This is a genomic window from Enterobacter sp. Ap-1006 (genome assembly GCF_011752835.1).
Lineage (GTDB): Bacteria > Pseudomonadota > Gammaproteobacteria > Enterobacterales > Enterobacteriaceae > Cedecea.
This window is the reverse complement of sequence record NZ_VWWU01000006.1, coordinates 305,426-330,159: the sequence shown is the minus strand read 5'-3', so window position 1 is coordinate 330,159 and position 24,734 is coordinate 305,426. Positions and strand designations below refer to the sequence as shown.

At 55.2% G+C, this 24,734-nt stretch carries 23 protein-coding genes; 12 read left to right on the top strand and 11 right to left on the bottom strand.

Annotated elements, in window-relative coordinates; all coding sequences use genetic code 11:
- Nucleotides 1-301 precede the first annotated feature (301 nt).
- A complete protein-coding gene (gene xylA, locus F3J28_RS19330) occupies nucleotides 302-1,624 on the top strand; it encodes a xylose isomerase (protein WP_166878889.1) in 1,323 nt (440 codons plus the stop codon).
- Nucleotides 1,625-1,669: 45 nt separating this feature from the next.
- Nucleotides 1,670-3,124, top strand: a complete 1,455-nt coding sequence (gene xylB, locus F3J28_RS19325; protein ID WP_166878887.1) for a xylulokinase — start codon at nucleotides 1,670-1,672, stop codon at nucleotides 3,122-3,124.
- Nucleotides 3,125-3,134: 10 nt separating this feature from the next.
- On the opposite strand, the gene F3J28_RS19320 is transcribed toward xylB, so the two are convergent.
- Together F3J28_RS19320 and F3J28_RS19315 are read right to left on the bottom strand one after the other, a co-directional pair.
- Nucleotides 3,135-4,262 carry an MDR/zinc-dependent alcohol dehydrogenase-like family protein gene (locus F3J28_RS19320; protein ID WP_166878884.1) on the bottom strand — a complete coding sequence of 376 codons (1,128 nt, stop codon included), beginning with the start codon at nucleotides 4,260-4,262 and terminating at the stop codon, nucleotides 3,135-3,137.
- 23 nt (nucleotides 4,263-4,285) lie between these two features.
- Complete coding sequence (locus tag F3J28_RS19315) at nucleotides 4,286-4,873, bottom strand: TetR/AcrR family transcriptional regulator (protein WP_166878881.1); 588 nt, start codon at nucleotides 4,871-4,873, stop codon at nucleotides 4,286-4,288.
- Between the two features lie 268 nt (nucleotides 4,874-5,141).
- Here F3J28_RS19315 and F3J28_RS19310 point away from each other — a divergent pair, with 268 nt between their 5' ends.
- Entirely contained in the window at nucleotides 5,142-5,684 is a 543-nt protein-coding gene (locus F3J28_RS19310) for an isochorismatase family protein (protein ID WP_166878878.1), read from the top strand.
- A complete protein-coding gene (locus F3J28_RS19305) occupies nucleotides 5,681-6,604 on the top strand; it encodes a GlxA family transcriptional regulator (RefSeq protein WP_166878875.1) in 924 nt (307 codons plus the stop codon). The genes F3J28_RS19310 and F3J28_RS19305 overlap by 4 nt, the downstream gene beginning before the upstream one ends.
- On the opposite strand, the gene F3J28_RS19300 is transcribed toward F3J28_RS19305, so the two are convergent.
- Nucleotides 6,601-7,596 carry an acyltransferase gene (locus tag F3J28_RS19300; RefSeq protein WP_166878873.1) on the bottom strand — a complete coding sequence of 332 codons (996 nt, stop codon included), beginning with the start codon at nucleotides 7,594-7,596 and terminating at the stop codon, nucleotides 6,601-6,603. The two genes, F3J28_RS19305 and F3J28_RS19300, sit on opposite strands and share 4 nt — an antisense overlap.
- Nucleotides 7,597-7,795: 199 nt before the next feature.
- On the opposite strand from F3J28_RS19300, the gene F3J28_RS19295 reads away from it, so the two are divergent.
- The 4 genes from F3J28_RS19295 (at nucleotide 7,796) to tcp (ending at nucleotide 13,016) form a co-directional block, all read left to right on the top strand.
- A complete protein-coding gene (locus F3J28_RS19295; RefSeq protein ID WP_157141404.1) occupies nucleotides 7,796-8,083 on the top strand; it encodes a YsaB family lipoprotein in 288 nt (95 codons plus the stop codon).
- A 108-nt stretch (nucleotides 8,084-8,191) separates the two neighbouring features.
- Entirely contained in the window at nucleotides 8,192-9,103 is a 912-nt protein-coding gene (gene glyQ / locus F3J28_RS19290) for a glycine--tRNA ligase subunit alpha (RefSeq protein ID WP_039298895.1), read from the top strand.
- 9 nt (nucleotides 9,104-9,112) lie between these two features.
- The gene (gene glyS, locus F3J28_RS19285; RefSeq protein WP_166867655.1) at nucleotides 9,113-11,182 is read left to right on the top strand and encodes a glycine--tRNA ligase subunit beta; all 2,070 of its coding nucleotides are present in this window, start codon (nucleotides 9,113-9,115) and stop codon (nucleotides 11,180-11,182) included.
- A 172-nt stretch (nucleotides 11,183-11,354) separates the two neighbouring features.
- Nucleotides 11,355-13,016 (top strand): methyl-accepting chemotaxis citrate transducer, encoded by a 1,662-nt coding sequence (tcp, locus tag F3J28_RS19280; RefSeq protein WP_008457644.1) that lies wholly within the window; start codon nucleotides 11,355-11,357, stop codon nucleotides 13,014-13,016.
- A gap of 94 nt (nucleotides 13,017-13,110) precedes the next feature.
- Here tcp and F3J28_RS19275 read toward each other — a convergent pair whose 3' ends face one another.
- Entirely contained in the window at nucleotides 13,111-13,857 is a 747-nt protein-coding gene (locus F3J28_RS19275) for an AraC family transcriptional regulator (protein ID WP_166878870.1), read from the bottom strand.
- Nucleotides 13,858-13,949: 92 nt separating this feature from the next.
- Between F3J28_RS19275 and F3J28_RS19270 the strand changes: the two genes are divergently transcribed.
- On the top strand, nucleotides 13,950-14,342 hold the full coding sequence (locus tag F3J28_RS19270) for a nuclear transport factor 2 family protein (protein WP_166878867.1): 393 nt from the start codon (nucleotides 13,950-13,952) through the stop codon (nucleotides 14,340-14,342).
- A gap of 111 nt (nucleotides 14,343-14,453) precedes the next feature.
- Here the strand turns inward: F3J28_RS19270 and F3J28_RS19265 are convergent, their stop codons facing one another.
- Nucleotides 14,454-14,741 (bottom strand): HTH-type transcriptional regulator, encoded by a 288-nt coding sequence (locus F3J28_RS19265; RefSeq protein ID WP_008457638.1) that lies wholly within the window; start codon nucleotides 14,739-14,741, stop codon nucleotides 14,454-14,456.
- Between the two features lie 546 nt (nucleotides 14,742-15,287).
- Here F3J28_RS19265 and F3J28_RS19260 point away from each other — a divergent pair.
- The 3 genes from F3J28_RS19260 to F3J28_RS19250 all read left to right on the top strand — a co-directional run bounded on the left by F3J28_RS19260 (nucleotide 15,288) and on the right by F3J28_RS19250 (nucleotide 17,947).
- Nucleotides 15,288-16,094 (top strand): MipA/OmpV family protein, encoded by an 807-nt coding sequence (locus F3J28_RS19260; protein ID WP_166878863.1) that lies wholly within the window; start codon nucleotides 15,288-15,290, stop codon nucleotides 16,092-16,094.
- Nucleotides 16,095-16,365: 271 nt separating this feature from the next.
- Nucleotides 16,366-17,076: a DUF3053 domain-containing protein gene (locus F3J28_RS19255; RefSeq protein ID WP_039296391.1), complete on the top strand. Its 711-nt coding sequence runs from the start codon at nucleotides 16,366-16,368 to the stop codon at nucleotides 17,074-17,076.
- 178 nt (nucleotides 17,077-17,254) lie between these two features.
- Entirely contained in the window at nucleotides 17,255-17,947 is a 693-nt protein-coding gene (locus F3J28_RS19250; RefSeq protein ID WP_008457632.1) for a hypothetical protein, read from the top strand.
- Nucleotides 17,948-18,530: 583 nt separating this feature from the next.
- Here F3J28_RS19250 and ghrB read toward each other — a convergent pair.
- The 6 genes from ghrB to F3J28_RS19220 all read right to left on the bottom strand — a co-directional run bounded on the left by ghrB (nucleotide 18,531) and on the right by F3J28_RS19220 (nucleotide 24,707).
- Complete coding sequence (gene ghrB / locus F3J28_RS19245) at nucleotides 18,531-19,505, bottom strand: glyoxylate/hydroxypyruvate reductase GhrB (RefSeq protein ID WP_166878860.1); 975 nt, start codon at nucleotides 19,503-19,505, stop codon at nucleotides 18,531-18,533.
- A gap of 56 nt (nucleotides 19,506-19,561) precedes the next feature.
- Nucleotides 19,562-20,845, bottom strand: a complete 1,284-nt coding sequence (locus F3J28_RS19240) for an MFS transporter (protein ID WP_008457627.1) — start codon at nucleotides 20,843-20,845, stop codon at nucleotides 19,562-19,564.
- A gap of 68 nt (nucleotides 20,846-20,913) precedes the next feature.
- Nucleotides 20,914-21,849, bottom strand: a complete 936-nt coding sequence (locus F3J28_RS19235; RefSeq protein WP_166878858.1) for a sugar kinase — start codon at nucleotides 21,847-21,849, stop codon at nucleotides 20,914-20,916.
- Nucleotides 21,850-21,851: 2 nt separating this feature from the next.
- Complete coding sequence (locus F3J28_RS19230; RefSeq protein WP_166878855.1) at nucleotides 21,852-22,601, bottom strand: sugar phosphate isomerase/epimerase family protein; 750 nt, start codon at nucleotides 22,599-22,601, stop codon at nucleotides 21,852-21,854.
- Nucleotides 22,602-22,714: 113 nt separating this feature from the next.
- A complete protein-coding gene (locus tag F3J28_RS19225) occupies nucleotides 22,715-23,734 on the bottom strand; it encodes a LacI family DNA-binding transcriptional regulator (RefSeq protein ID WP_166878854.1) in 1,020 nt (339 codons plus the stop codon).
- 79 nt (nucleotides 23,735-23,813) lie between these two features.
- The gene (locus F3J28_RS19220; RefSeq protein ID WP_166878851.1) at nucleotides 23,814-24,707 is read right to left on the bottom strand and encodes a LysR family transcriptional regulator; all 894 of its coding nucleotides are present in this window, start codon (nucleotides 24,705-24,707) and stop codon (nucleotides 23,814-23,816) included.
- Between the last annotated feature and the right edge of the window lie 27 nt (nucleotides 24,708-24,734).

Here is a 24,734-nt window from a genome sequence, read left to right as displayed (position 1 = left end):
TGTTATCGTTCATGGAGAAAGCATCAATTACTGATTTTTATCTTTGCATTATGTTTTTTTGTTTAATCGTAAAATTATGATGGCGATCTGATTTTATATTGAATGGCTAGTCTGTTGCACTAATTTATGGAAGCAGTTACGTGATGTTTATTTATTATTTTATTCGTTTTTTGCGAGGTGACGCACATTTGAGTATTCTCTCAATCCCAGAGTGAAATAACGTAATTGAGCAACCGCCAGGGAAAATTCAGGATGAGCTGACCAGCTATCCAGCCGCAGTTTTCTGATGACGGAGTTAACTATGCAAGCTTATTTCGACCAACTCGATCGCGTGCGTTTTGAAGGCCCTAAAACCACCAACCCACTGGCGTTTCGTCACTACAATCCGGATGCATTAATTCTTGGAAAACGCATGGAAGAACATCTGCGTTTTGCGGCCTGCTACTGGCACACATTCTGCTGGACGGGCGCGGATATGTTCGGCGTAGGCGCTTTCGAACGTCCGTGGCAGCAGGCCGGAGACGCGATGGCGCTTGCGAAGCGCAAAGCCGACGTGGCGTTTGAGTTTTTCCAGAAACTGGGCGTGCCGTATTACTGTTTTCATGATGTTGATGTGTCGCCGGAAGGCTCGTCGCTTAAGGAATACCTGAACAATTTTGCACAGATGACGGAAGTTCTTGCGCAAAAACAGCAGGACAGCGGCGTGAAGCTGCTGTGGGGTACGGCTAACTGCTTTACCCACCCTCGCTATGGCGCTGGGGCAGCAACGAATCCCGACCCCGAAGTGTTTACCAGGGCGGCGACGCAAGTCGTGACGGCAATGAACGCCACGCATCAACTGGGCGGGGAAAACTATGTGCTATGGGGCGGGCGTGAAGGATATGAAACCCTGCTGAATACCGACCTACGGCAGGAGCGTGAGCAAATCGGGCGCTTCATGCAAATGGTCGTTGAGCACAAGCATAAAATTGGCTTCCGCGGCACGTTGCTTATCGAACCGAAGCCGCAGGAACCGACCAAGCATCAGTACGATTACGACGTGGCGACGGTCTACGGCTTCCTGAAGCAGTTTGGTCTCGAAAAAGAGATAAAGGTAAACATTGAGGCTAACCACGCGACGCTCGCCGGTCACTCATTCCACCACGAAATCGCCAGCGCGATTGCACTGGGTATTTTTGGCTCGGTGGATGCTAACCGGGGCGATCCGCAGCTGGGCTGGGATACCGATCAGTTCCCGAACAGCGTCGAGGAAAATGCGCTGGTGATGTACGAGATCCTGAAAGCTGGCGGGTTCACGACCGGTGGCCTGAACTTCGACGCCAAAGTGCGCCGCCAGAGCACTGACAAATATGACCTGTTCTATGGTCATATCGGCGCCATGGATACGATGGCGCTGGCGCTGAAAGTGGCTGCCCGCATGGTTGAAGACGGTGAGCTTGATAAACGTGTCGCCAAACGCTACGCCGGGTGGAATAGTGAGCTGGGCCAGCAAATTCTTAAAGGGCAGATATCGCTCACGCAGCTGGCGCAGTACGCTGAGCAGCACAAGCTGGCCCCGCAGCATCAAAGTGGGCATCAGGAGCGGCTGGAAAACCTGATTAACCACTATTTGTTCGATAACTAAACTTGCCTGCGCCGCTGAAAAGCGGCGCGATATTAAGGAGCTACCATGTATATCGGCATCGATCTTGGCACCTCAGGCGTGAAGGCGATCCTGCTCAGTGAAGCAGGTGAGGTGATGGCTACATGCAGCGAGCCGCTGACCGTCTCCCGGCCTCATTCCCTGTGGTCCGAGCAAGATCCCGAACACTGGTGGCAGGCAACAGACCGTGCAATGCGGGCGCTAGGCGTGAAACATGCACTCAGCGGTGTAAAGGCGATCGGGCTTGCGGGTCAGATGCATGGGGCAACGTTGCTGGACAGCAAACAGCGCGTACTCCGCCCGGCTATCCTTTGGAACGATGGCCGCAGCGGCGAGGAATGTGCGTTGCTGGAGAGCAACGTAGAAGAGGCAAGAGCGATAACCGGCAACCTGATGATGCCCGGCTTTACCGCGCCTAAGCTTTTGTGGGTCGAGCGTCATGAGCCTGAGATCTTTGCGCAAATTAATAACGTGCTGCTGCCGAAGGATTATCTGCGTCTGAGAATGACCGGAGAATTCGCCAGCGACATGTCCGATGCGGCAGGCACTATGTGGCTGGATGTCGCTAAGCGCGACTGGAGTGACACGATGCTCGACGCCTGCCGTCTTTCCCGGCGGCACATGCCTGAATTGTTTGAGGGCAGTGAAATAACCGGTGTACTAACGCGAGAAGTTGCAGAGGCCTGGAAAATGCCTGCTGTGCCCGTTGTGGCTGGCGGGGGCGACAATGCCGCAGGGGCTATTGGCGTCGGCATGGTTGATGCCGGACAGGCAATGCTATCGCTCGGCACATCCGGGGTTTACTTTGCCGTCAGCGACGGTTTCCGTAGCAGGCCGGAAAGTGCAGTACACAGTTTTTGCCATGCGTTACCCAACCGCTGGCATTTGATGTCGGTGATGCTCAGTGCGGCCTCCTGCCTTGACTGGGCGGCTAAACTCACTGGCCTCGGCAGCGTACCGGCTCTACTGGCGGCGGCGGAACAGGCAAATCAGGACGCCGGCGTGGTTTGGTTCCTGCCTTATCTTTCCGGGGAGCGTACTCCGCATAATAACCCGCAAGCTAAAGGTACCTTTTTTGGTCTGACCCATCAGCACGGCCCCGCCGAGCTTGCCCGCGCGGTGCTGGAAGGCGTGGGCTACGCGCTGGCGGACGGCATGGACGTTGTGCACGAATGCGGCATTACGCCGGACAGCGTCACGCTGATTGGCGGCGGCGCACGTAGCCCGTACTGGCGGCAAATGCTGGCGGATATCAGCGGCCAGGTGCTGGATTACCGCACCGGCGGCGACGTTGGGCCCGCGCTTGGGGCGGCGCGCCTGGCGCAAATCGCGCTCTCACCGGGCCAGCCTTTACAGACTCTGTTACCTCAGCCGCCGCTGGAACAAAGGCATCAGCCTGATTTGGCTCGCCACCAGCGCTATGCCGGGCGGCGCCAGGTCTTTAACCAGATTTATCAGCAGCTGCTGCCGCTGATGTCCTGAGCGTCGTCATTTACCTTAGAGCGTGGGGCTCCAGCAAATATTTAGTGCCGGTGGAGCCGGAGGAATAGGCCGTTATGATGATCGGATCCAGTGCTTCGTTCAGGGATATGTGTGCCGCATAAGTACTGGCAAAGGTGGTTGTCAGTTCAGCGGCAACCTTTTCACGGAGCCGGTGCGTGACGCTCGCCCCGGCTTTAGTGAGGAAGTGGGTCATCAGCCAGCCGCCAACGCCCCAGGCTGCGCCATAATCACCCTGCAGAAGACGAGGTGAAGGATCCAGCACGCCATAGATATAAACTTGTTTATGCACGGGTGAACCGTATCGGCTGAACGGAAGTGAGCGCCGCTGGGCCTGTTCCATACAGGCCAGTAGTGTGCTGGCCATAGTGCCTCCGCCAATGGCGTCAAAAGCGAGTGTCGCCCCTGTTTCCGCCAGGGCCTGCGTCAGGCATAACTCAAAGTCCGGGCGTGAACTGTCGATGATATTGCGGGCCCCCATGCCGGACAGAATATCGACCTGCTCCTGGCGGCGAACAATATTAACCAGTTCAATGCCTTCCTGTTGGCACAGCCGAAGGAGCATTTGCCCGAGGCTTGACGCTGCGGCGGTATGTACCAGCGCGGTGTGCCCTTCCCGCCTCATGGTTTCCACTATCCCCAGCGCCGTCATCGGGTTGATCGACGCGGCCGCACCTTCCACGGCGGTGATGCCTGCCGGCAGCAAAAGGCACTCTGCGGCTTTTGCCAGCCGATATTGGGCATACATACCATCACGCAAAGCTACCACCCGCCCCAGGTACTGCTGCACGTCGCGACCCGCTGCAACGACTGTGCCTGCGCCTTCATTGCCGACGGCAAGCGCCTGGCCAATACGTGCAGACATTCCTTTTATCGCTCCCGGTGAGAGAGTCCCCCGAACGCCAGGAAAGCCGTTGACTGTTATTGCCTCCAGCGCGTCTGGTTTCAGTCCCGGGAACATCATCAGGCGGTCGGCAGGGTTGACAGGCGCGGCTTCAACCCGAATCACAATTTCGTCATTGGCCGGGGTCGGTACTTTCTCTGATGTTGCCTGCAGCGTTAGCGTACCGTCCGGCATCAGGCTTGAACGGAGTACCAGGCCTTCGAAGTTGTCAGTCATGGGGAGTGTCCTGCATTGCTGAATTAAGGCGTTATGCCGTCAAAAACGACGCGGCGGGTATGTTCAACAAAAGCAGCATCCAGCGGGAAGATGCCGGTCAGCATTCGGTAAATAATGGGGCCATAAAGCGAGTCAACCAGTGCTTCTGGATCCAGCCCTGAACGAAACTGGCCCAGTTCAATACCTCGCCGGAAAGCGGTCTTGGCAGCTTCACGCCTGGGCTTCAGGTAGCCAGTGTAAAATGCGGTACGCATCTCTGCGTCAGCCTGACTGGCACCAATCATTTCACCAAAAAGCGCACCAGCGCGGCCGCGGTAAACCTGAACGAGATTATCCAATTGCTGCTCGATATCACGACGGGCGAAGGTCGTTTCAGGAAATGCGAGCGTGGGGTTGATGGCTGTCAAAAAAGCGTCCACGGCTAAAACCCCTTTGCTGGCCCACCAGCGGTAAATTGTCGCTTTTCCGACGCCAGCCTGAGCGGCAACACCCTCAATAGACATGCCCTGAAAGCCAAGGGTATTGAGTTGTTCCCAGGTCGCCTCAAGGATGGCCTGGCGTGAAGCTTCGCTACGTTTGCGCCCGGGACTGGCGGTGACCTCGTTGTGCATTGGGCTTCATTCCTTTTAATCGACTGGCAATATTAATTACGATACGATACGTTTCATAATTAAGCGAGTGATTTCTGCGTCCACCCCACAAAAAGAAAAGAGTCCCTTTTGGTAAAGGGATGAAACCGTCGCAGGTGTTTTTTTAATCCCGGACTTGCCGCGAGAAAAACATCGTCTCAAACCAACCCCATCCTGTCCGTTTTTGGTCTTATCATCCGCTACTTCCCTTGTCAGAATGGTTTTAACCTCACTAACAAGGAGTCCGAAAATGTCACGTACAGCGCTGATCAATATTGATACCCAGCAGTCTTTCTTTCACCGGGATTATTGGCGGGAAGATGATGTCCCGGCGTTCCAACAGGCGATGCTGGCACTCATTGCAGGCTGCCAGCAGAAAGGCGTGCCGGTGGTGGATATCTTCCATGTGGATGAAGACGATGTCTTTTCGCTGGCCTCCGGGTTTGTTACGCCGATGCCATTTTTACGCCATCAGCCTGCGGTCAGTTTCCAGAAACACGTCCACAACGCGTTTACCGGTACCGGGCTGGATCATTGGCTCCGTGCCCGAGACATCAACCACCTGATTATCTGTGGGATCCGCACCGAACAATGCTGCGAAACCACTGCGCGGGTGGCCTCCGACCTGGGCTACCGGGTTTCTTTTGTTAGCGAGGCGATGCTGACCTTCCCGATGACCTGGAAAGGCGTTACGCTGGACGCCGCCACCCTGCGCCACCGCACAGAAACCGTGCTGGCAGGGCGGTTCGCCGAAATTCAAACCGTAGCCGAGTGCCTGGAGTCGCTGGAATGAGTGTAGGGGTCTGGTTTGTGGTGCTGCCGGGGGTTTTGTCCCTCGATCTGAGCGGCCCGGCGGAAACGCTGGTGCTGGCGAGGCACGCGTTTGATCTGCACTACATTGGCCCGGACCCAGAGGTCGAAACCTCTATCGGCCTGACGTTCAGTGGTATTCAGCCGTTACCTGAGACCCTTCCCGCCGGGAGTCTGCTGGTGCTGCCCGGTGTATGCGATTCAAACCGCTTTTTTTCCACGCCGCAGGCGGAAGAAGTCCGGCGTTGGTTAACCCGGCTGCAGCCGCAAATCCACAGCCAGCAGCTTAATCTGATGTGCGTTTGTTCCGGGGCGCTGCTGGCAGCCCGTGCGGGTTTGATGCACGGCATTCAGTGCACAACGCACCATGACGTGCTTGAAAGACTGAAAGCCGCTGCGCCAGGCGCGCTGGTTAAAGATAACCGCATTTTTGTGGAAGATCGCGGTATATGGACCAGCGCAGGGATTACATCGGGGATCGATCTCGCTTTGCATTTGATTAACCGCTACTGCGGCCCACGGATGGCACTCGATGTTGCCAGAGAGATGGTGGTCTGGTTTCGCCGTTCGGGAGACGACCCGCAGCTTTCGCCCTGGCTTCGCTACCGGAACCATATTCACCCGGCGGTGCATCGCGCGCAGGATCTGCTTTCGGCTGCACCTGAGGCTGCCTGGCCGATCCCGGAAATTGCTAACCGGGTTCACGTCAGCCCCCGACATTTATCCCGCCTTTTTCAGCATCACCTGGGCATTTCCGTGCGCGACTACCTGGAACAGCTCCGGCTGGCGGTGGCGGAACAGCGGCTGCAGCAGGGGCAGCGTATGGAACAGGCCGCCAGCGCCGCCGGGTTTTCCTCTCCGCGCCAGCTTCATCGGGCCAGAGGCCGGAGCCGCGACGCTTAGCTCACCAGCTTTTTGCGGTCGAGTTTTCCCAGCCCAACGGCCAGCAGCAGGCTGCCCGCCAGCGTCGCGCCGAAGATCCACAGAATATCCAGCACTGGCCAGTGGGTCAGCTCGATATTATGGGTACGCAGGTAATGGATAATCAGCGCATGAAACCCATAAATACCCAGCGAGTAGCGTGAGATAAACGTCAGGCCGGGCAGCGGGCGCTGGTTCAGGCAGTTTTTGGCGACGACCAGCAGGCTGATGGCGGCGATAAACACTAGCGGGCCGCAGTAGACGTAAAAGGTTTCGGCGAAGTTTTTGTTGATTTCCAACTGCCGATGAGTGCCCAGCGCAATGGAGATGACGCAAATCACAAACAGGCCGCCTGCCAGGCCGCTGACGCCTTTTCTTTGGGTTTCGAGCATCCCAATCGCCCGGCCAAGCAGCCCATAAAGCACGTAATAGAAGGTGTCGCCGTTGATGTAGAGGTTAACGGGCAGCCAGCGCATATTGCCTAACGTCTGCGGCACGGTGTTGGGGTTGGCGACCACGCCGAGCAGCACCATCAGCCCCAGAATTGTCACGGCACTGACTTTCTTCACCTGTATCAGCGGTGAAAGCAGGTAAATCACCATAATCGCGAAGAAAAACCACAGGTGGTAGAACACCGGCTTGACCAGGATGTAGCGTAGCGCAAGGCCGGTGCTGATGGGGGTAAACAGCCAGATATACAGCAGCGAAATGGCGCTATAAAACAGCAGGCAGCTGGCTATCCGTAGAAAGTGGCGCTGCTGCGCGCTGCGTTCACCAAAAAACAGGTAGCCGGAAATCATGAAAAACAGCGGGACGCTGACGCGAGAAGCCGAGTTCAGAACGTTTGAAAAGTCCCAGCTAAACGCGGTGACGGTGTGTGGATTCGTGATGTACCAGGTTGTGGTGTGGATCATGACCACCATCAGGCAGGCGATGCCCCGAAGGTTATCTATCCAGTTTATTTTTTGCTGCATTCGTCCCTCTGAACCCGCTTGCTTACCCGTGTCCGGAAATGTCTGAGTTTGCCCGGCGCATCTTGCTATCCCCGTGGCGGCTTCGCAAAATGCCTGCTGCACGAGGAGTTGATATAAGAAACCGAGTTTAACGTACTGGTAGCGAATGATGATGGCAGAAAGAAAAAATAGGCTCCTCTTAACCGCTTTTCTGGCGTTAATGCTCAGCGCCTGCAGTTCTACGCCGCAGGAAGGCCAGGCCGCGCAGAAGTTGCGCCCGGTGGTTCACACCGAAGCAATGGAGCTTGCCTGTAAAAATCAGGCCGCTTATCGCTACAACACCCAGCCGCAGCGTATTAATCTGTCAGATTTTAAACAGTATCAGGCCAGCTACGAAATGATGGGCAGCACCGCCCGCAAAGAGGGTTTTACCTGTTCGTTTGACGAAAGCGGTCAATTTTCACACCTTTCCAGCCGCGAAAACCTCAACCAACGCGCAACAACCTGACGCCTTTCTCCCTCACGGCCGTTCCGTTGCCGTGTTGATACAACTCGACCGCGTTTGCGTATATACTGGCCGCTTCTCTTAAATCCACCGAACGCGTGCGAATTCAACATGCAAAAGTTTGATACCAAGACCTTTCAAGGCCTGATCCTGACTTTACAGGACTACTGGGCTCGCCAGGGCTGCACCATTGTTCAACCTTTGGACATGGAAGTGGGCGCAGGCACCTCTCACCCGATGACCTGCCTGCGTGCCTTAGGGCCGGAGCCAATGGCCACCGCTTATGTGCAGCCGTCCCGCCGTCCTACCGATGGCCGCTACGGCGAAAACCCGAACCGTTTACAGCACTACTACCAGTTCCAGGTAGTGATTAAGCCTTCTCCGGACAACATTCAGGAGCTGTACCTCGGGTCGCTGAAAGAGCTGGGTATGGATCCGGAGATCCATGACATTCGTTTCGTGGAAGATAACTGGGAAAACCCAACGCTTGGCGCGTGGGGCCTGGGCTGGGAAGTCTGGCTCAACGGCATGGAAGTAACGCAGTTCACCTACTTCCAGCAGGTTGGCGGCCTGGAGTGCAAGCCGGTAACCGGCGAAATCACCTACGGTTTAGAGCGCCTGGCCATGTACATTCAGGGCGTAGACAGCGTTTACGACCTCGTGTGGAGCGACGGCCCGCTGGGGAAAACCACCTACGGCGACGTGTTCCACCAGAACGAAGTGGAGCAGTCCACCTATAACTTCGAATACGCCGACGTGGACTTCCTGTTCACCTGCTTCGAGCAGTACGAGAAAGAAGCGCAGCAGCTGCTGGCGCTGGAAACTCCGCTGCCGCTCCCGGCCTACGAACGTATTCTGAAAGCCGCTCACAGCTTTAACCTGCTGGATGCGCGCAAGGCCATTTCCGTGACCGAGCGCCAGCGCTACATTCTGCGCATTCGCACCCTGACCAAAGCCGTGGCCGAAGCCTACTACGCTTCTCGTGAAGCGCTTGGCTTCCCGATGTGCAATAAGAAAAACTAAGAGGCCGCCATGTCTGAAAAAACTTTTCTGGTGGAGATCGGCACTGAAGAGCTGCCACCAAAAGCCCTACGCAGCCTGGCTGAATCCTTCGCTGCCAACGTTACCGCCGAGCTGGATGCGGCCAACATCGCCCACGGCGAAGTAAAATGGTTTGCTGCCCCGCGTCGCCTGGCGCTGAAAATTGCTAATCTGGCGGCTTCACAGCCGGATCGCGAAGTCGAAAAACGCGGCCCTGCGGTGTCTGCGGCGTTCGACGCTGAAGGTAAACCAAGCAAAGCCGCCGAAGGCTGGGCTCGTGGCTGTGGGATCACCGTTGACCAGGCCGAGCGTCTGGCTACCGACAAAGGCGAGTGGCTGATGTACCGCGCCCACGTGAAGGGCGAAAGCGTGCAGGCTCTGCTGCCAAACATGATCGCCACTTCTCTGGCGAAGCTGCCGATTCCTAAGCTGATGCGCTGGGGCGCGTCCGATATCCAGTTCGTGCGTCCGATTCATACCGTGACGCTGCTGCTGGGTGACGAACTGATCCCTGCCACTATTCTGGGCATTCAGTCCGCCCGCGTCATTCGCGGCCATCGCTTTATGGGCGAGCCGGAGTTCACCATCGACAATGCCGACCAGTACCCGCAGATCCTGCTGGAGCGCGGGAAGGTCATTGCCGATTACGAAGCGCGTAAAGCCGTCATCAAACGTGATGCCGAAGAAGCCGCCCGTAAAATCGGCGGTCAGGCTGACCTGAGCGAAAGCCTGCTGGAAGAAGTCACCTCGCTGGTGGAATGGCCGGTGGTGCTGACCGCGAAGTTCGAAGAGAAATTCCTGGCCGTGCCTGCTGAAGCGCTGGTTTACACCATGAAGGGTGACCAGAAGTACTTCCCGGTCTACGCGGCCGACGGCAAACTGCTGCCGAACTTCATCTTCGTGGCGAACATCGAGTCCAAAGACCCGGTGCAGATCATCTCCGGTAACGAGAAGGTGGTTCGCCCGCGCCTGGCAGATGCCGAGTTCTTCTTCAATACCGACCGCAAAAAGCGTCTGGAAGACAATCTGCCGCGTCTGGAAACCGTGCTGTTCCAGAAAGAGCTGGGCACCCTGCGCGACAAAACCAACCGTATCGAAGCCCTTTCCGGCTGGATTGCGGGCCAGATTGGTGCCGACGTGAACCACGCGACCCGTGCAGGGCTGCTGTCCAAGTGCGACCTGATGACCAACATGGTGTTCGAGTTTACCGACACCCAGGGCGTGATGGGCATGCACTACGCGCGCCACGACGGCGAAGCGGAAGACGTGGCGGTTGCGCTGAACGAGCAGTACCAGCCACGCTTTGCGGGCGATGCTCTGCCGTCTAACCTTGTAGCCTGTGCGGTAGCGATTGCCGACAAGATGGACACCCTTGCGGGCATCTTCGGCATCGGCCAGCATCCGAAAGGCGACAAAGATCCGTTCGCACTGCGCCGTGCCGCGCTGGGCGTGCTGCGTATTATCGTCGAGAAAAACCTGCCGCTGGATCTGCAGACCCTGACCGAAGAAGCAGTTCGCCTCTACGGCAGCAAGCTGACCAACACCAACGTGGTGGATGAGGTTATCGACTTTATGCTGGGTCGCTTCCGTACCTGGTATCAGGAAGAAGGCCACGCGGTTGACACCATCCAGGCGGTACTGGCGCGTCGTCCTACCAAACCGGCTGATTTCGATGCTCGCATGAAGGCGGTTTCCCACTTCCGTACTCTGGAAGCGGCGGCGTCTCTGGCGGCGGCTAACAAGCGTGTTTCCAACATTCTTGCCAAGTCTGACGAAGTGCTGAACGACACCGTACAGGCCACCGTGCTGAAAGAAGCCGAAGAAATTCGCCTGGCGACCAACGTTGTCGTGCTGCGCGATAAGCTACAGCCGTACTTCGCCGAAGGCCGTTACCAGGAAGCCCTGGAAGAGCTGGCGAACCTGCGCGAGCCGGTGGATGAGTTCTTCGACAAAGTGATGGTAAACGCAGAAGATAAAGATCTGCGTATTAACCGACTGACGCTGCTGACCAGGCTGCGCGAGCTGTTCCTGCAGGTGGCGGACATCTCTCTGCTGCAGTAATTGCCTTGTGTTGTGACGAAATCCCAAAACCCGCTTCGGCGGGTTTTTTTATTAATTTTTTTACTTTCAAATATCAATGGATTAACAAATAGTCGCGTCAGAGGCGGTAAGGGAAATCTGTGCCGAACCGATATATCTCATATCGGCCATTACCTCAGGAACGTTGGGCGCTATGAAAAATATCAAAGTTATCACCGGAATTGTCACTACGCTGGGGATCTTCAGCGTGCTCTTGCTGGTGACCGGGGCTCTGTACTACTCCTCCGTCAGCAGCGATCGCCTTAACTTCCAGAATACCGGCCTGCTGAACTACCAGCAGCAGCAGCTGGGCGGCAGTTTCCAGACGCTGGTTGAAACTCGCGTCACCATCAACCGCGTGGCGATTCGCGTGCTGAAAAATCAGCGCGATCCTGCCTCGCTGGAGGCGATGAACAAGCTACTAACGAATGCCGGTGTGCTGCTGGCGGATGCGCAAAAGCAGTTTTCCAGCTACATGGATTCCGACGATGTGCCGGGTCAGGATAAAGCCCTCGACGACAAAGCGGCGGCCAGCTTCAAGCAAATGCACGACGTCATGGCCCAGTCTATTCAGTTCCTGAAGGCCGATAACTACCAGGCTTATGGCAACCTCGACGCCCAGCAGGCTCAGGACGATTTCAAAGCCGTTTACGGCCAGTGGCTGACTCAGAACACCCGGCTGTTGAAGGCCGCCAGCGCGGAGAACCAAAGCAGCTATACCGGTATGCTCTGGACGCTGGGCACCATTTTACTGATTGTCATCGCGGCGCTGGTGGTTATCTGGCTGGGGTTGCAGCGCGTGCTGCTGCGCCCGCTGAAAAACGTAATGGGGCATATCCAGGCGATCTCTGAGGGGGATTTAACTCGTACGATCGACGCCGAAGGGCGCAGCGAAATGAGCCGCCTGTCTGCCGGGCTTAAATCCATGCAGCAATCGCTGGCAAAGACCGTGAGCGTGGTGCGCGACAATGCGGATTCTATTTACACCGGTGCCAGCGAAATCTCTGCCGGCAGCAGCGATCTTTCCTCCCGCACCGAGCAGCAGGCGGCGGCGCTGGAGGAGACTGCGGCCAGCATGGAGCAACTGACCGCGACCGTGAAGCAGAACACCGATAACGCTCGTCAGGCCACCGGTCTGGCGAAAAACGCCTCCGAAACCGCGCAAAAAGGCGGGCGCGTGGTGGATAGCGTGGTCAGCACCATGAACGAAATCGCCGAAAGCTCTGGCAAAATCGTGGATATCACCAGCGTTATCGACAGCATTGCTTTCCAGACCAACATTCTGGCGCTGAACGCCGCGGTAGAAGCTGCGCGTGCGGGTGAGCAAGGGCGTGGATTTGCCGTGGTTGCGGGAGAAGTCAGAACGCTGGCCAGCCGCAGCGCACAGGCGGCGAAAGAGATTAAAGTGCTGATTGAAAACTCGGTGTCGCGCATTGATACCGGCTCCAGCCAGGTGCGTGAAGCCGGGGCCACCATGAAGGAGATCGTTTCGGCGGTCACCCGCGTGACTGACATCATGGGCGAAATTGCGTCGGCCTCTGAAGAGCAAAGTAAAGGCATTGAACAGGTGGCGCAGGCGGTATCTGAGATGGACAGCGTGACCCAGCAGAACGCCTCGCTGGTGGAAGAGTCCGCTTCTGCCGCTGCGGCTTTGGAAGACCAGGCGAGCGAGCTACGCCTGGCGGTTGCGGTTTTCCAGCTCCAGCAATCCGGCGGACGCCGTGTGGAGGCGGTGCAGGAAAAACTTCGCCCGCAGCCAGCGACGTTGAAACCGCAAACGGCCTCAGCCTCTGATGCAAACTGGGAAACGTTCTGATTTTTTCATTGCCAGTGCTGAGCGAAGAGACTCGGGGGGGGGGGGGGCCGAAGATACAGGACTTCCGATTCCACCCTACGCGAACAGGCATGATTCATCCTGCTGACGGCTGGCAGGATGACGCTTTAAATTGCCCGGGCGTCTTGCCAAATCTCAACCGAAACGCCTCTATGTAAGCGCTGATATTGCTGTAGCCGCTTCGCTCGGCGACTTCACTGATGGGTAAACCCGAAGTTATCCACTGGAGTGAGGACACTATTTTCGCCTGTTGCCGCCACTGGCTGAAACTTAACCCGGTTTGCTGATTGAACAAACGGCTGAGATTTCTGACGCTTAGTCCCCATTGCTGAGCAAGCTGCGCCTGATCGAGCCTGGTGGCGGGATGTCTCAATAATTCCTCTGCAACGTTACGCGCCCGGCGATCCGAAGGCAAAGTGAGCCCGAGAGGCCATTGTGGGAGCTGCTTTATTTCATGGCTCAGGAGCGTGAGAAGGCTACATAAATAATCAGATGACAGGGGCTGGTTAGCATTAAGTTCTAAACGCGCCAGCAGCGCAAACACAAAATGGTCAGCCCCATAAATCCCCGGTTCAGGTGGGAATAAGGAGCAGGAGGCTGCAGAGAGATAAAGGCTGCTTCCTTTGACGTTGCCCGGAAACCAGGCCCGGTGCTCTATTCCGGTGGGAAACCAACCCAGCGTGCCGGCGGTAACGTGCCACTGCGCCTGTAGCGTTTCAATCACCATCACGCCCTGCTCAAGCCAATAAAGCTGTCCCGAGGTATGTTTGTGCCAGGGCGTTGAGTGTTGACGCAAATAATCAATTTTTTGTGTTTTTATCATATGGCTGATTAACCGTAAAAGTTGTCTTGATACGGATATTATCCAGTTATTAATGCTTTGTAGACTGGGGGCTCCAACAAAAGGAGTTTTCTATGAAATCGCAAAGCCAGAGCGTCATTGACGCATTACAGGAAATTATTTGTAGCCCCGAGCATGATGAACAAAAAATTGCACAGTACTTTGCTGCGGATTACCGGCAAATCGTCGATGGCAAATCACTGAGCTATGATGACTTCATTAATCATATGCGCGCGCTAAAGGTGCAGACCCAAAAGATGCATCTGATAGTTAAGGCAGCCGTTGGGGAAGGCGACACCGTATTTACGCAGCACTATGTAAAGGTCGAGAAAAATGAGGCTGAATGGAGTGAATTCGAAGTGTTTGCCCGATTTACCTTACTGGCTGGAAAAATTCATCGTTGCGAAGAGGTAACCCGGATGATTCACGGGGTGAGCGAGGACAGTGATTTTGGCAGCAGGCGCTGATTTTCTTTAGTACCCACCACGATGTTGCCAGAGACAGGAGCTAAGACGGTGGCTTCTTAATGACAAACCCCGCGTCATGGCGGGGTTGTTTTCTTGCGGTACAGCGGTTTTCTAACTGATTAACTGTTTACTTAGGCCTGGGTTGGCCTGAATCAGACGCATTAATTTCAGTTCGGTGATGGAAGGCTTGAGTCGTCTGGACTCCCATTCCTGCACCATCGTTACGCTAACCCCCATCACCTGAGCAAAATCATCGATTTTTAGTCCGGTACTTTTACGTAGCTGCTCAAACTCCGAGAAGGCGCTGGGTTTCTGACTCAGGCTAACGGCCTGATTATCTTTAAAAACAATCTGCTCAAGACTGCTAAGCAGCTCAATCATTGGATCTTTATATTCCATTGAGAACTCCTCATAAATCACACAGCGAGAACGTGAACGCAAAGAAGCCTATTAACTGTAGCTGGATTTAAAGCGTGCGTGGGATCACGCTAGTGGCTAAACGTGCTGCAAAAAATGCTTATGCGTTTCAGCTGAATACGCAGTCGAAGTAAGCGCTTGAAAAGCCATAGATGCGGGCTTTTAGTATAAATATGTAAATAGTTATGCGGTTTATGACATCATGCCCAGGGCAGAGGTGTTGGCCGCAGCGGGCAAAGATAAAATTTTGCTGGACTGTCTAATGTACTCACATTAAAAAATAACTCATCCGCTGATGCGGTACAAAACCAAATAAAATTAGATTGGCCGTTATTAATTAGATGTCTAATGAATTAATTGTGTATTTTGTTTTGCTGTCGTTTATTTATCCTGCGTTTCACTGTCAGTGCTATACGTTGTATTTTGCGGTATCTGAATATAAAAAGATGTGTTTTTAACATTTACCATTAATCCAATGATTTCAATTCCTTAATACCTAATCGTGGTTTTAAATAAAGGAACTTAATTTTGAAAAAATCTCTGGCAATCTCGGCATTTTCTTTATCCCTTTTATTTCCTGTATTAGCCCAGGCTGAAGATGGAAAAGCTTATTTAACCGTTGGCGGCGGCGTCGCGTTTGCGCCGGCTTATCAGGGGGCGGATAAATACCGGCCAACGGCGCTTTACGATTTGAGCATCGGCTACAGTCACGGAAGCTGGGGCAGCGTGAGTCTTGGGAATAATGGCCTTAGTTGGGCGCTGCCGCTGGATGAGCCTTTTGGCGTGGCGCTCTTGCTTGATTATGACTCAGGCCGGGATGAAGTTATTAATACGCTCGATGGCAAAGACAGAACGCTTAAGGGCATGGGCGACCTGGGGGGCGCTTTGCAGGCGGGCGTGGAGCTAAGCTATCTGTTGGATCCCTTCCGCAGCTATGTAAAGGTGCTACAGGCGACGAAGAAAAGGCATTATGGCGGAGAGGATTTAGGCCGCACTTTACTGGCTGAACTGGGGGTTGGCACCGTAACGCCTCTTAACGATCGGTTCTCTCTGCAAACAAATCTCTCCACAACGTGGGCAAACAGCGGCTATCAACGCGGCTATTTTGGCGTGACTCCCGAGCAGGCGCAGCGCACGGCCTTTTCTACCTGGCGACCAGGCAGCGGTTTTAAGGATGTCACGCTGACCGCAGCGCTAAATTATGAATGGACCCAAAATATTGCGCTACAGGCGGGGGCGGGAGTCACCGCCTTAGTGGGTGATGCCGCCGACAGCCCAATTGTTGCAAAGAAAGTGGCCACGCTGAGTTTTGTCAGCGCCAGCTACAGTTTCTGATAGTGGTCCTGGACGAGGATGTGTTTGCATAAGCGGCCAGATTAGCGGCCGCTTTATTATTTACTCTGCATGACTAAACCTGGCTAAGTAGAAGGTCTTTGTTATTCCTCAGCCAGTGCCTTGCCAAAGTTCAGGCAGAGAGGCAAAGCTTGCTCAGAGCGGAAAGAGATTGTTGCGAAAGGGTATCTTGCGAAGGGCGGTTGGACTATTCTTAGCATCGTTATTGGGTGGCAATTTGCCAGGTAGTGCATTGGTGACAGGAGTAGAAATGATGGCGACAGGTAAGTCCTGGTCTCGCTGGTTTGCGCCGCTGGCGGCGTTATTAATGGTGGTGAGCCTGAGTGGTTGCTTCGATAAAGAAGGCGATCAGCGTAAGGCGTTCATCGATTTTCTGCAAAACACGGCTATGCGTAGCGGCGACCGCCTGCCGACGCTGACGTCCGATCAGAAAAAACAGTTTGGCCCGCTGGTCTCTGACTACGCCATTCTGTACGGTTTTTCCCAGCAGGTTAGCCAGGCCATGGACGAAGGCATGAAGCCGGTTGTGGATAGCGTGAACAGCATCCGCGCTCCGCAGGATTACATGACCCAGCGCGACGCGCTGCGCCAGGCTAACGGTTCGCTGAACGTTTTGGGTCAGCAGGTTCAGAATGCCAAGATGCAGGCCGACGGTGCGCTTGCAGCGCTGAAGCAGCCTGACGATCTGAAAACCGTTTACTATCAGGTTTACCAGAAAGTCGTCACCGGCCCGGCGAACGCCATGGCGCCGCTGATCCCAGCCGCGCAGACCCTGACCCAGCAGCTGGTGCAGGTGGGTGATTTTATCGCCCAGCAGGGAACGCAGGTTGGCTTTGCTAACGGCGGGATTCAGTTCCCGACTTCCCAGCAGGCAAGTCAGTACAACTCTCTGATTGGCCCGCTGTCCGCTCAGCACCAGGCATTTACTCAGGCCTGGGCCGCAGCGCAGACTGCTACGCAGTAAGTTTTATGCTCTAAGAAAAAGCGGAGCGCTTCACGGCGACTCCGCTTTTTTTATGGCTGATATTCTCGATAAAAGTATGGCCGGCTGGGTTATTTAATAAACGCTTTTTATTTACTTGCCGGATTTTAAAATATACCCTTTTAAAACGGACTTAATAATTAGCACGGAGCGGCTATGTATGTTTTACAGAAATGACGTTATTAGTTATCTGCAGTCAAATAAAATTCTTGCTCAAAAGCTTGATCGTGCAGTCATTGGGGTTCGGAAAGCAGTCTCACATCAGATTGAAACCATTGGTGCGGGTGCAACGCGGGCTTTGTATTACACATCCTGCTTTACTGAAGAGTACCAGGATGTGTGCCAGCAGCAAAAAACTGAAGATATCAGATTTACTAAGGGTGTTATTTATCTGTTAAAGAATGGTGGCGTCATTGGTGATATGTTGGAAATTTATTTTGTTAATCTTATTAAATTTAGGACATCTGAGCAATTACAATACATCCAGAAAAAACTGATGGCTGTAAATGCCCGTATTGCGTCCAACACACTTACCAGCCACGGACTCGCATTAATGGTTGCGAGCACAGTTGCTTTTGGAATGGGCGCAAGACAAGGTGTGAGTATATTTGCTGGGCATACAGCAAATAGAGTGGCGATGGGTGCGACTATGTATGGTGTCGTCCAGAGAGCAGCAGAAAGCGCCCATCGGCTTCGTGCCGCTTATCCAGGTTACTATTCAGCGCTATACGCGCAAGATCTGGAGATGATGTACTTTCTGATTGAGCCATTGTTTCAATATTCTCGTGCACGAGATGTAGTTTGGACATCAGATGACGAAATTATCGACATTATCACTAGCATGGTTCGATAACTATGATGAATATTATAAAAAGACTTCTTAAGCGATTTTTAAAATCTTTATTCTCTCCGTACATCCCAACAGCGGCAACATTCTTGTTTGCCGTGGTTCTTGTCTATTTTTTTCCTGATGGCCCCATCTGGCCTGTTGGTGTTTTCTTTATACTTATGGTTTATATAACTGTTCGTTACTTGAAATGGTAAATTATATTGTATTTTACCTTGCTATTCGATAACTATGATGAATGTGATTAAACGATTTTTTAAACGACTTTTTAGATCTTTATTTTTTCCCTGTATTCCAACAGCATCAACGGCCTTGTTCGCTATTCTCTGGGTCTATTTTTTCCCTGATGGCCCCATCTGGCCTGTTGGTGCTTTCGCCATGTTTATGATTTATATCGTTGCCAGATACTTAAGATGGTGATGTGCAGGGCAATCTATCGTGGCTTATTGATAAAATAATTATATTTATATGCGCGTAAATATAAATACAGGAAATGATTATGCGGTATAAGACTTAGGCTGAGTCCGTCTTATACCGGCATAACGTCATTTATTCGACGGGCTAGCTTTTTTCTGGCCCGCCGAAAAAACTATTTCAGCACCTGCGGATTGACGCAGTTCACTTCCACCTTGCCGGTTAGCGCGGTAATCAGGTTTTCCACCGCGCATTCCGCCATGCCGTAGCGGGTTTCATGGGTGGCGGAACCGATGTGCGGCAGGGCGACTACGTTCGGCATGCCGAGCAGCGGGGAATCCAGCGGCAGCGGCTCCTGTTCGAACACATCCAGCCCGGCGGCGTGAATTTTTCCCTCTTCCAGCGCCTGAATCAGCGCTTTCTCGTCCACCACCGGGCCGCGGCCGACGTTGATTAAAATGGCGGAAGACTTCATTTTCGCGATTTGTTCTGCGCCAATCAGGTGGCGGGTTTCGTCGCTCAGCGGCAGCAGAATACAAACGAAGTCAGACTCGGCCAGCAGAGTATCGAGGTCACAGTAGCGGGCGTTAAAGCGCTCTTCCGCTTCTTTATGCTGGCGGCGGGCGTTGTACAGAATCGGCATGCTGAAGCCGAAATGCGCCCGCTGCGCCAGCGCCAGACCGATGCGCCCCATTCCCAGAATGCCGAGCGTTTTATGATGCACGTCGATACCAAACCAGTCAGCGCCAATACTGCTTTGCCATTCGCCCACCTTCACGCGCTCGGCCACTTCCACCACGCGGCGTGCGCTGGAGAGGATCAGCGCCATGGCGGTGTCGGCGACGGTTTCGGTCAGCACCGTTGGGGTGTGCATCAGCACAACGCCGCGTTCGTTCAGGGCGTCCACATTGAAGTTATCGTAGCCGACTGAAACGGTAGAAGCCGCCCGCAGCTTTGGTGTATTAGCGAGAAACCCAGCGTCGACTTTGCCCCCAGATCCTAAAATCCCTTCTGCATTGGCGAACAGCGCTGCGTTCGCTTGCACGGTTTCCGGGCTGATGTCGTCCAGTTGAGTGACGGTAAAGTGGCTTTCAAGGCGGGACAGCAGGTTGTCAGGCAGCGCCTTGTAGAGGATGACGGACGGCTTCATGAGATTCTCCGTTTTCGGTTAAACGCGAACCGGGCGACAGAGCGCCCGGTGCGGAGTCAGGCGTGATGTGCGCCGGACGGGATTTGTTGATGATTAGCAGGCTTCACAATCAGAGTAAGCCATACCGAGGCGAGCAGCGCCAGCCCCATAAAGACATAGGACGCTGCCGGGCTGCCGGTGGCACCGTTCAGGTAGCCCACAAACCAGGAGCCGACGAAGGAGCCCAGCGCGCCCATGCTGTTGATTAAGGCCATCGCGCCGCCGGCAACGTTCTTCGGCAGCATCTCCGGGATAATGGCGAAGAAGGGGCCATAAGGGGCGTACATCGCGGCCCCGGCAATCACCAGCAGCGTATAGGACACCCAGAAATGGTTGGCACCGACCAGCCACGAGCCGAGGAACGCCAGGGCACCAATCAGCAGCAGTGGCCAGACGAACAGCTTCCGATTTTGCATTTTGTCCGACGCCCATGAGACGGCGATCATCGCGATGGTCGCGGCCAGATAAGGCACGGAAGAAAGCCAGCCGACCTCCACCATTCCCATGCCTGACGCGCCCGCGCTGCGAATAATCGACGGCAGCCACAGCACGAAACCGTATACCCCGATGCTCCAGGCAAAATACTGCATACACAGAATAACCACGTTACGTGACCGGAAGGCTTCACTGTAGTTACGCACGGCTTTGATGCCTTCCTGCTCTTTCTGTAACTGCGCCTGCAGGGCCGATTTTTCACTGTCGGACAGCCAGCCCACCTGGGCAGGTTTATCTTTTACCAGCATCCACCAGGCAAACGCCCAGATAACCGCCGGGATCCCTTCGATGATAAACATCTCACGCCAGCCGAAAGCCTGAATCAGGTAGCCGGAAACGACCGACATCCACAGCACGGTGACCGGGTTGCCGAGGATCAGGAAGGTATTGGCGCGGGAGCGTTCGGATTTGGTAAACCAGTTGCTGATGTAAATCAGCATCGCTGGCATCACCGCCGCTTCCACCACGCCGAGGACAAAGCGGATGGCGGCCAGCATTGGAATGTTGCTCACCACGCCGGTCAGCGAGGCGCAGCCGCCCCACAGAATCAGGCAGACGAAGATAAGCTTACGCACGCTGCGGCGCTCGGCGTACATCGCCCCGGGGATCTGGAAGAAGAAGTAGCCGAGGAAAAACAGCGCCCCCAGCAGCGATGAAATGCCTTTGGTTATGCCGAGATCGTCGTTGATGCCTGCGGCGGAAGCGAAGCTGAAATTGGCGCGGTCGAGGTAAGCCAGGCTATACGTGATAAACACGATAGGCATGATATACCACCAGCGCTTTGGCGCGATTGTCTGGTTTTTCATGAGAGTGCCTCTATCTTGAGGTTAACCGTATCGCTTTGTTTGTAGGGGACAGAGCGATGGATTTGGCGTTATTCGCCCAGTGCGCTTCGGGTCGGTAGCCCTTCGCTGTCACCGATGACCTGTATCGCCAGTGAGCCGATTTTGTTGCCCCGGCTGACTGCCTGATGCAAAGATTTCCCTTCCAGCAGGGCGCTGATCACCCCGACCGCAAAGCCGTCTCCGGCCCCCACGGTGTCCACTACGTTTTCCACTTTTACCGCCGCCACGGCGCCTTTTTCGCCGTCTGCGGTTTTATACCAGGCGCCGTCTGCGCCGGTTTTTAGCACCACGACCTTCACGCCCTGATGCAGATAAAAATCGGCGATCCCTTCAGGTGTGTTTTGACCTGTCAGCACAATGCCTTCTTTTACGCCGGGCAGCACCCAGTCGGCCTGGAATGCCAGCTGATTAAGCTGTTTCACCATTGCGGCTTCGCTGCGCCACAGCACCGGGCGCAGATTCGGATCGAAGGAAAGCGTTTTGCCCTGCTGTTTCATCGTGTTGGCCGCGTGGTTCAGCAGCGCAAGAGACGTGTCAGAGAGTGCCGCCGCCACGCCGCTCAGGTGCAGATGGCGAGCCGAGAGGAAGTACTCCTCGTTGAAATCGGCCACAGATAAGTGGCTTGCGGCGGAGTCTTTACGGAAATACTCCACAATGGGATCGGTTCCATCTTCGACTTTGGATTTGAGCTGAAAACCGGTGCGGTACTGCTCATCGACCGTCACTCCGCGGCTGTCGATGTTTTCTTTCGCCAGCTGTTGCAGCACGTAGCGGCCAAAAGAGTCGTTGCCTACGCGGCTTACCCAGCCCACCTTCAGGCCCAGGCGAGCCAGCCCCGTGGCGACATTTAACTCCGCGCCAGCCGCGCGTTTCACAAAATGTTCGGCGGCGGCAAGGTCGCCGGTTTCGCTGGCGACAAACATCGCCATCGCTTCACCTATCGTGATGACATCCAGCTGATGCATGGTTATTCCTCGCGTAAAAGATTGACGTAATGCCGGGTAACCGCGACCAGGTCTCGCCCTTCCAGCGGAAACTCAATGCCGCGTGGGGCATCTGGCGGCAGCATATTCAGCAGCCCTTTCCAGTCTGAACTGGCGTCATCCAGCGCCACAGCGCGGTAGCGGTTATGCTGGGCGACCGCTGTTTTGACGTGGATATAGCTCACGGAAGGTGCCAGCGTGCGGGCGGCCTGCTGTGGAGAGTCGTCTACCCACAGCCAGTTGGCCATATCGAAGGTGAGCGTCACCGGCAGGCTGTGAACGCCACAGGCGGCCTGGAAGCGCTGCATTGGCGCAAGTTTGCCGCTGTCGGTTTGGTCGTTTTCCACCACCAGTGCCACGGGGCTTTCGCTGAGCCACTGTTTTAGCGTGTCGAATGCCCGGGCGGTGTTGAACTGCCCGAGAGAGAGCTTCAGCCAGTGGGCATTTAGCTGGTGGGCTTCCTGCAGAAGTGAAGGGATCAGCGAGTTTAGCTTGCCGTCGCCCGTGAACAGCGGCTCCGGCGCGGAATAGCAAGCCTCAAGCCCGTGCTGGGTAATTTCTCCGGCCACGGTCGACAGAAAATCCAGCTGTGTGGCGGTGAACAGTTCGCGGCGGATTTCTACGCCGTCGGCCCCCGCTTCAGCAATGATCGGCAGCACCGCCTGCTGGCCACCGAGGGCGGCAAGGCGGTCGTGGCCGTAGGCGGTGGTGACGACAATAATTTTTCGCGGCATGGTGGTCTCCAGGCGATAACAACGAACGGCTAATGTTATTTACGCTAGATGGAACCGGTTCCAAAGAAAAGACCCTGCTTGCCAATTTTTGAACGCCATCACGAACAAAATATTTAGCGGGAGGTGGAGCCGCGCACGATAAGCTCGCCGGAGAATAGCTGTTCACGTACGGTTTCAGCGGCGCCCTCAATGCGCCTCACAACTTGCTCCAGCGCGGCGTAGCCTATCTGCCAGGTGGGTTGCTTCAGGGTGGTAATACCGACCCCGGCAAGCTCCGCCCACTCCAGCTCGTCAAACCCCAGCAGGCCGATATCGCTGCCCCAGCTCAGGCCGAGGCGGCGCATTGCGCGGGCAACCTGCAGCGTTAGCGCGCCGTTGGCGGAGATCACCGCTTTGCGCATCCCCCGGTGGCGGGAGTGGAACTCGCGAAGCGTGTTGTCGATCAGTTCGGCTTCATGCAGCGGTGTTTCTGCATTTTCGGCCATTATGCCGGAATGGCGGTCTAATGTGCTGCGAAATGCTCGCAAACGTTCATGACGGGTATTCACCATGCCAAGCGGTTCGCTCAGAAAAAGGAGAGCTTCGAAGCCCTGCTCGATGAGGTGTTCGGTGGCGGTTGTCGCGGCCTGAATGTTATCCAGCCCGACCATGTCACAGGCAAAGTCCGGGATTTTGCGGTCGATAAGCACCATCGGCAGGGCGGACTGTTGCAGGCGGTTGAGCCCCTCTTCACGCATTCCAACCGCATTGACCACAATCCCCTCAACCTGGTAGCTGCGCAGCAGGTCGAGGTAGTGCAGTTCCTGATCGACTTCGTTGTTGGTGTTACACACCAGCGGCGTAAAGCCTTTCTCGCGGCAGGCGGCTTCTATACCGCTCAGCACGTCGACGGAATAAGGATTGGTGATGTCGGCAATGATCAGCCCGATAAGGCGGGTGCGGCCTCTTTTCAGGCCTCGCGCCATCTGGCTTGGGCGGTAGTCGAGTTCGGCAATGGCGCGCTCAATGCGCCCACGAAGGTCATCAGACAGCGCGTTCTGCTCACCGTTAAGGTAGCGGGAAACGCTGGTCTTCCCGGTCTTCGCCGCTTTCGCGACATCGCTTATCGTAGGGCGCGCTGCCTTGCCGTTCATAGCCGTCTCCAGAGGGTTAACCCTGCGGAGAGTAACATATTTTTATGCGGGGAAAAGTGAGGTGGCGTCTTTACACCTGTCAGGCAAACCGCGCCACGGCCCATTCAATAAATACCCGCAGCCTGGCGCTAAGGTGGCGGTTGGAAGGATAAACCAGGTACATCTGTTCCGGCGGCGGTGGGTAAGCCTCAAGCACGCTGACCAGCCTCCCGCTGTCGAGATACGGCTGGGCGGCAAAGCGAACGACCTGGGTTAAGGCCGCCCCGGAAAGCGCGATGGCGAGATGGGCGTTACTTTCGTTGACGCTTATCTGATAGCGGTGCTGCATCTCGATGGTTTTTCCCCGATCGACAAAGCGCAGCGGAGAGATGCGGTCATTGCGCGCGTGGCGGTAATGCGCCAGCGGGTATCCCTGTTCAAGTTCTTCGGGCCGGGAAGGCGTGCCGTAGCGCTGAAAGTAGTCCGGCGTGGCGCAGGTAACCCAGTCCATAGTAAACAGGCGGCGGGCAATCAGCGAGGAATCAACCAGTGGGCCGCTGCGTATCACGCAGTCCGCATTGTCGTTGATTAAATCGACCAGTCGGTCGCTGACGCCAAGATCTATGGAGATACCCGGGTAGCGTTCAAGAAATTCCGGCAGCGCGGGAATCAGTATCTGGCGAGAGAAAGATCCGCCGACGTCCACGCGCAGCACGCCCTGAGGCTCGGTTTGTGATTCGGTCATGCTGCCTTCCATCTGCTCCAGGTCGGCCAGCCATTTTACGGTGCGGCGGTAGTAGCATTCGCCCTCTTTGGTGACCGATACGCTGCGGGTTGTGCGCTGAAACAGCTTGGTCTGCAGGTGGTTTTCAAGATTTTGAATCAGTTTAGTGACGGTCGCTTTCGGCATACTCAGAGAGTCGGCGGCACGGGTAAACCCGCCGGTTTCCACCACGCGATTAAACACCCGAATAGCCAGTAAATGATGATCCATAGCCGTCCTCAACGAAAAACCCTGCCT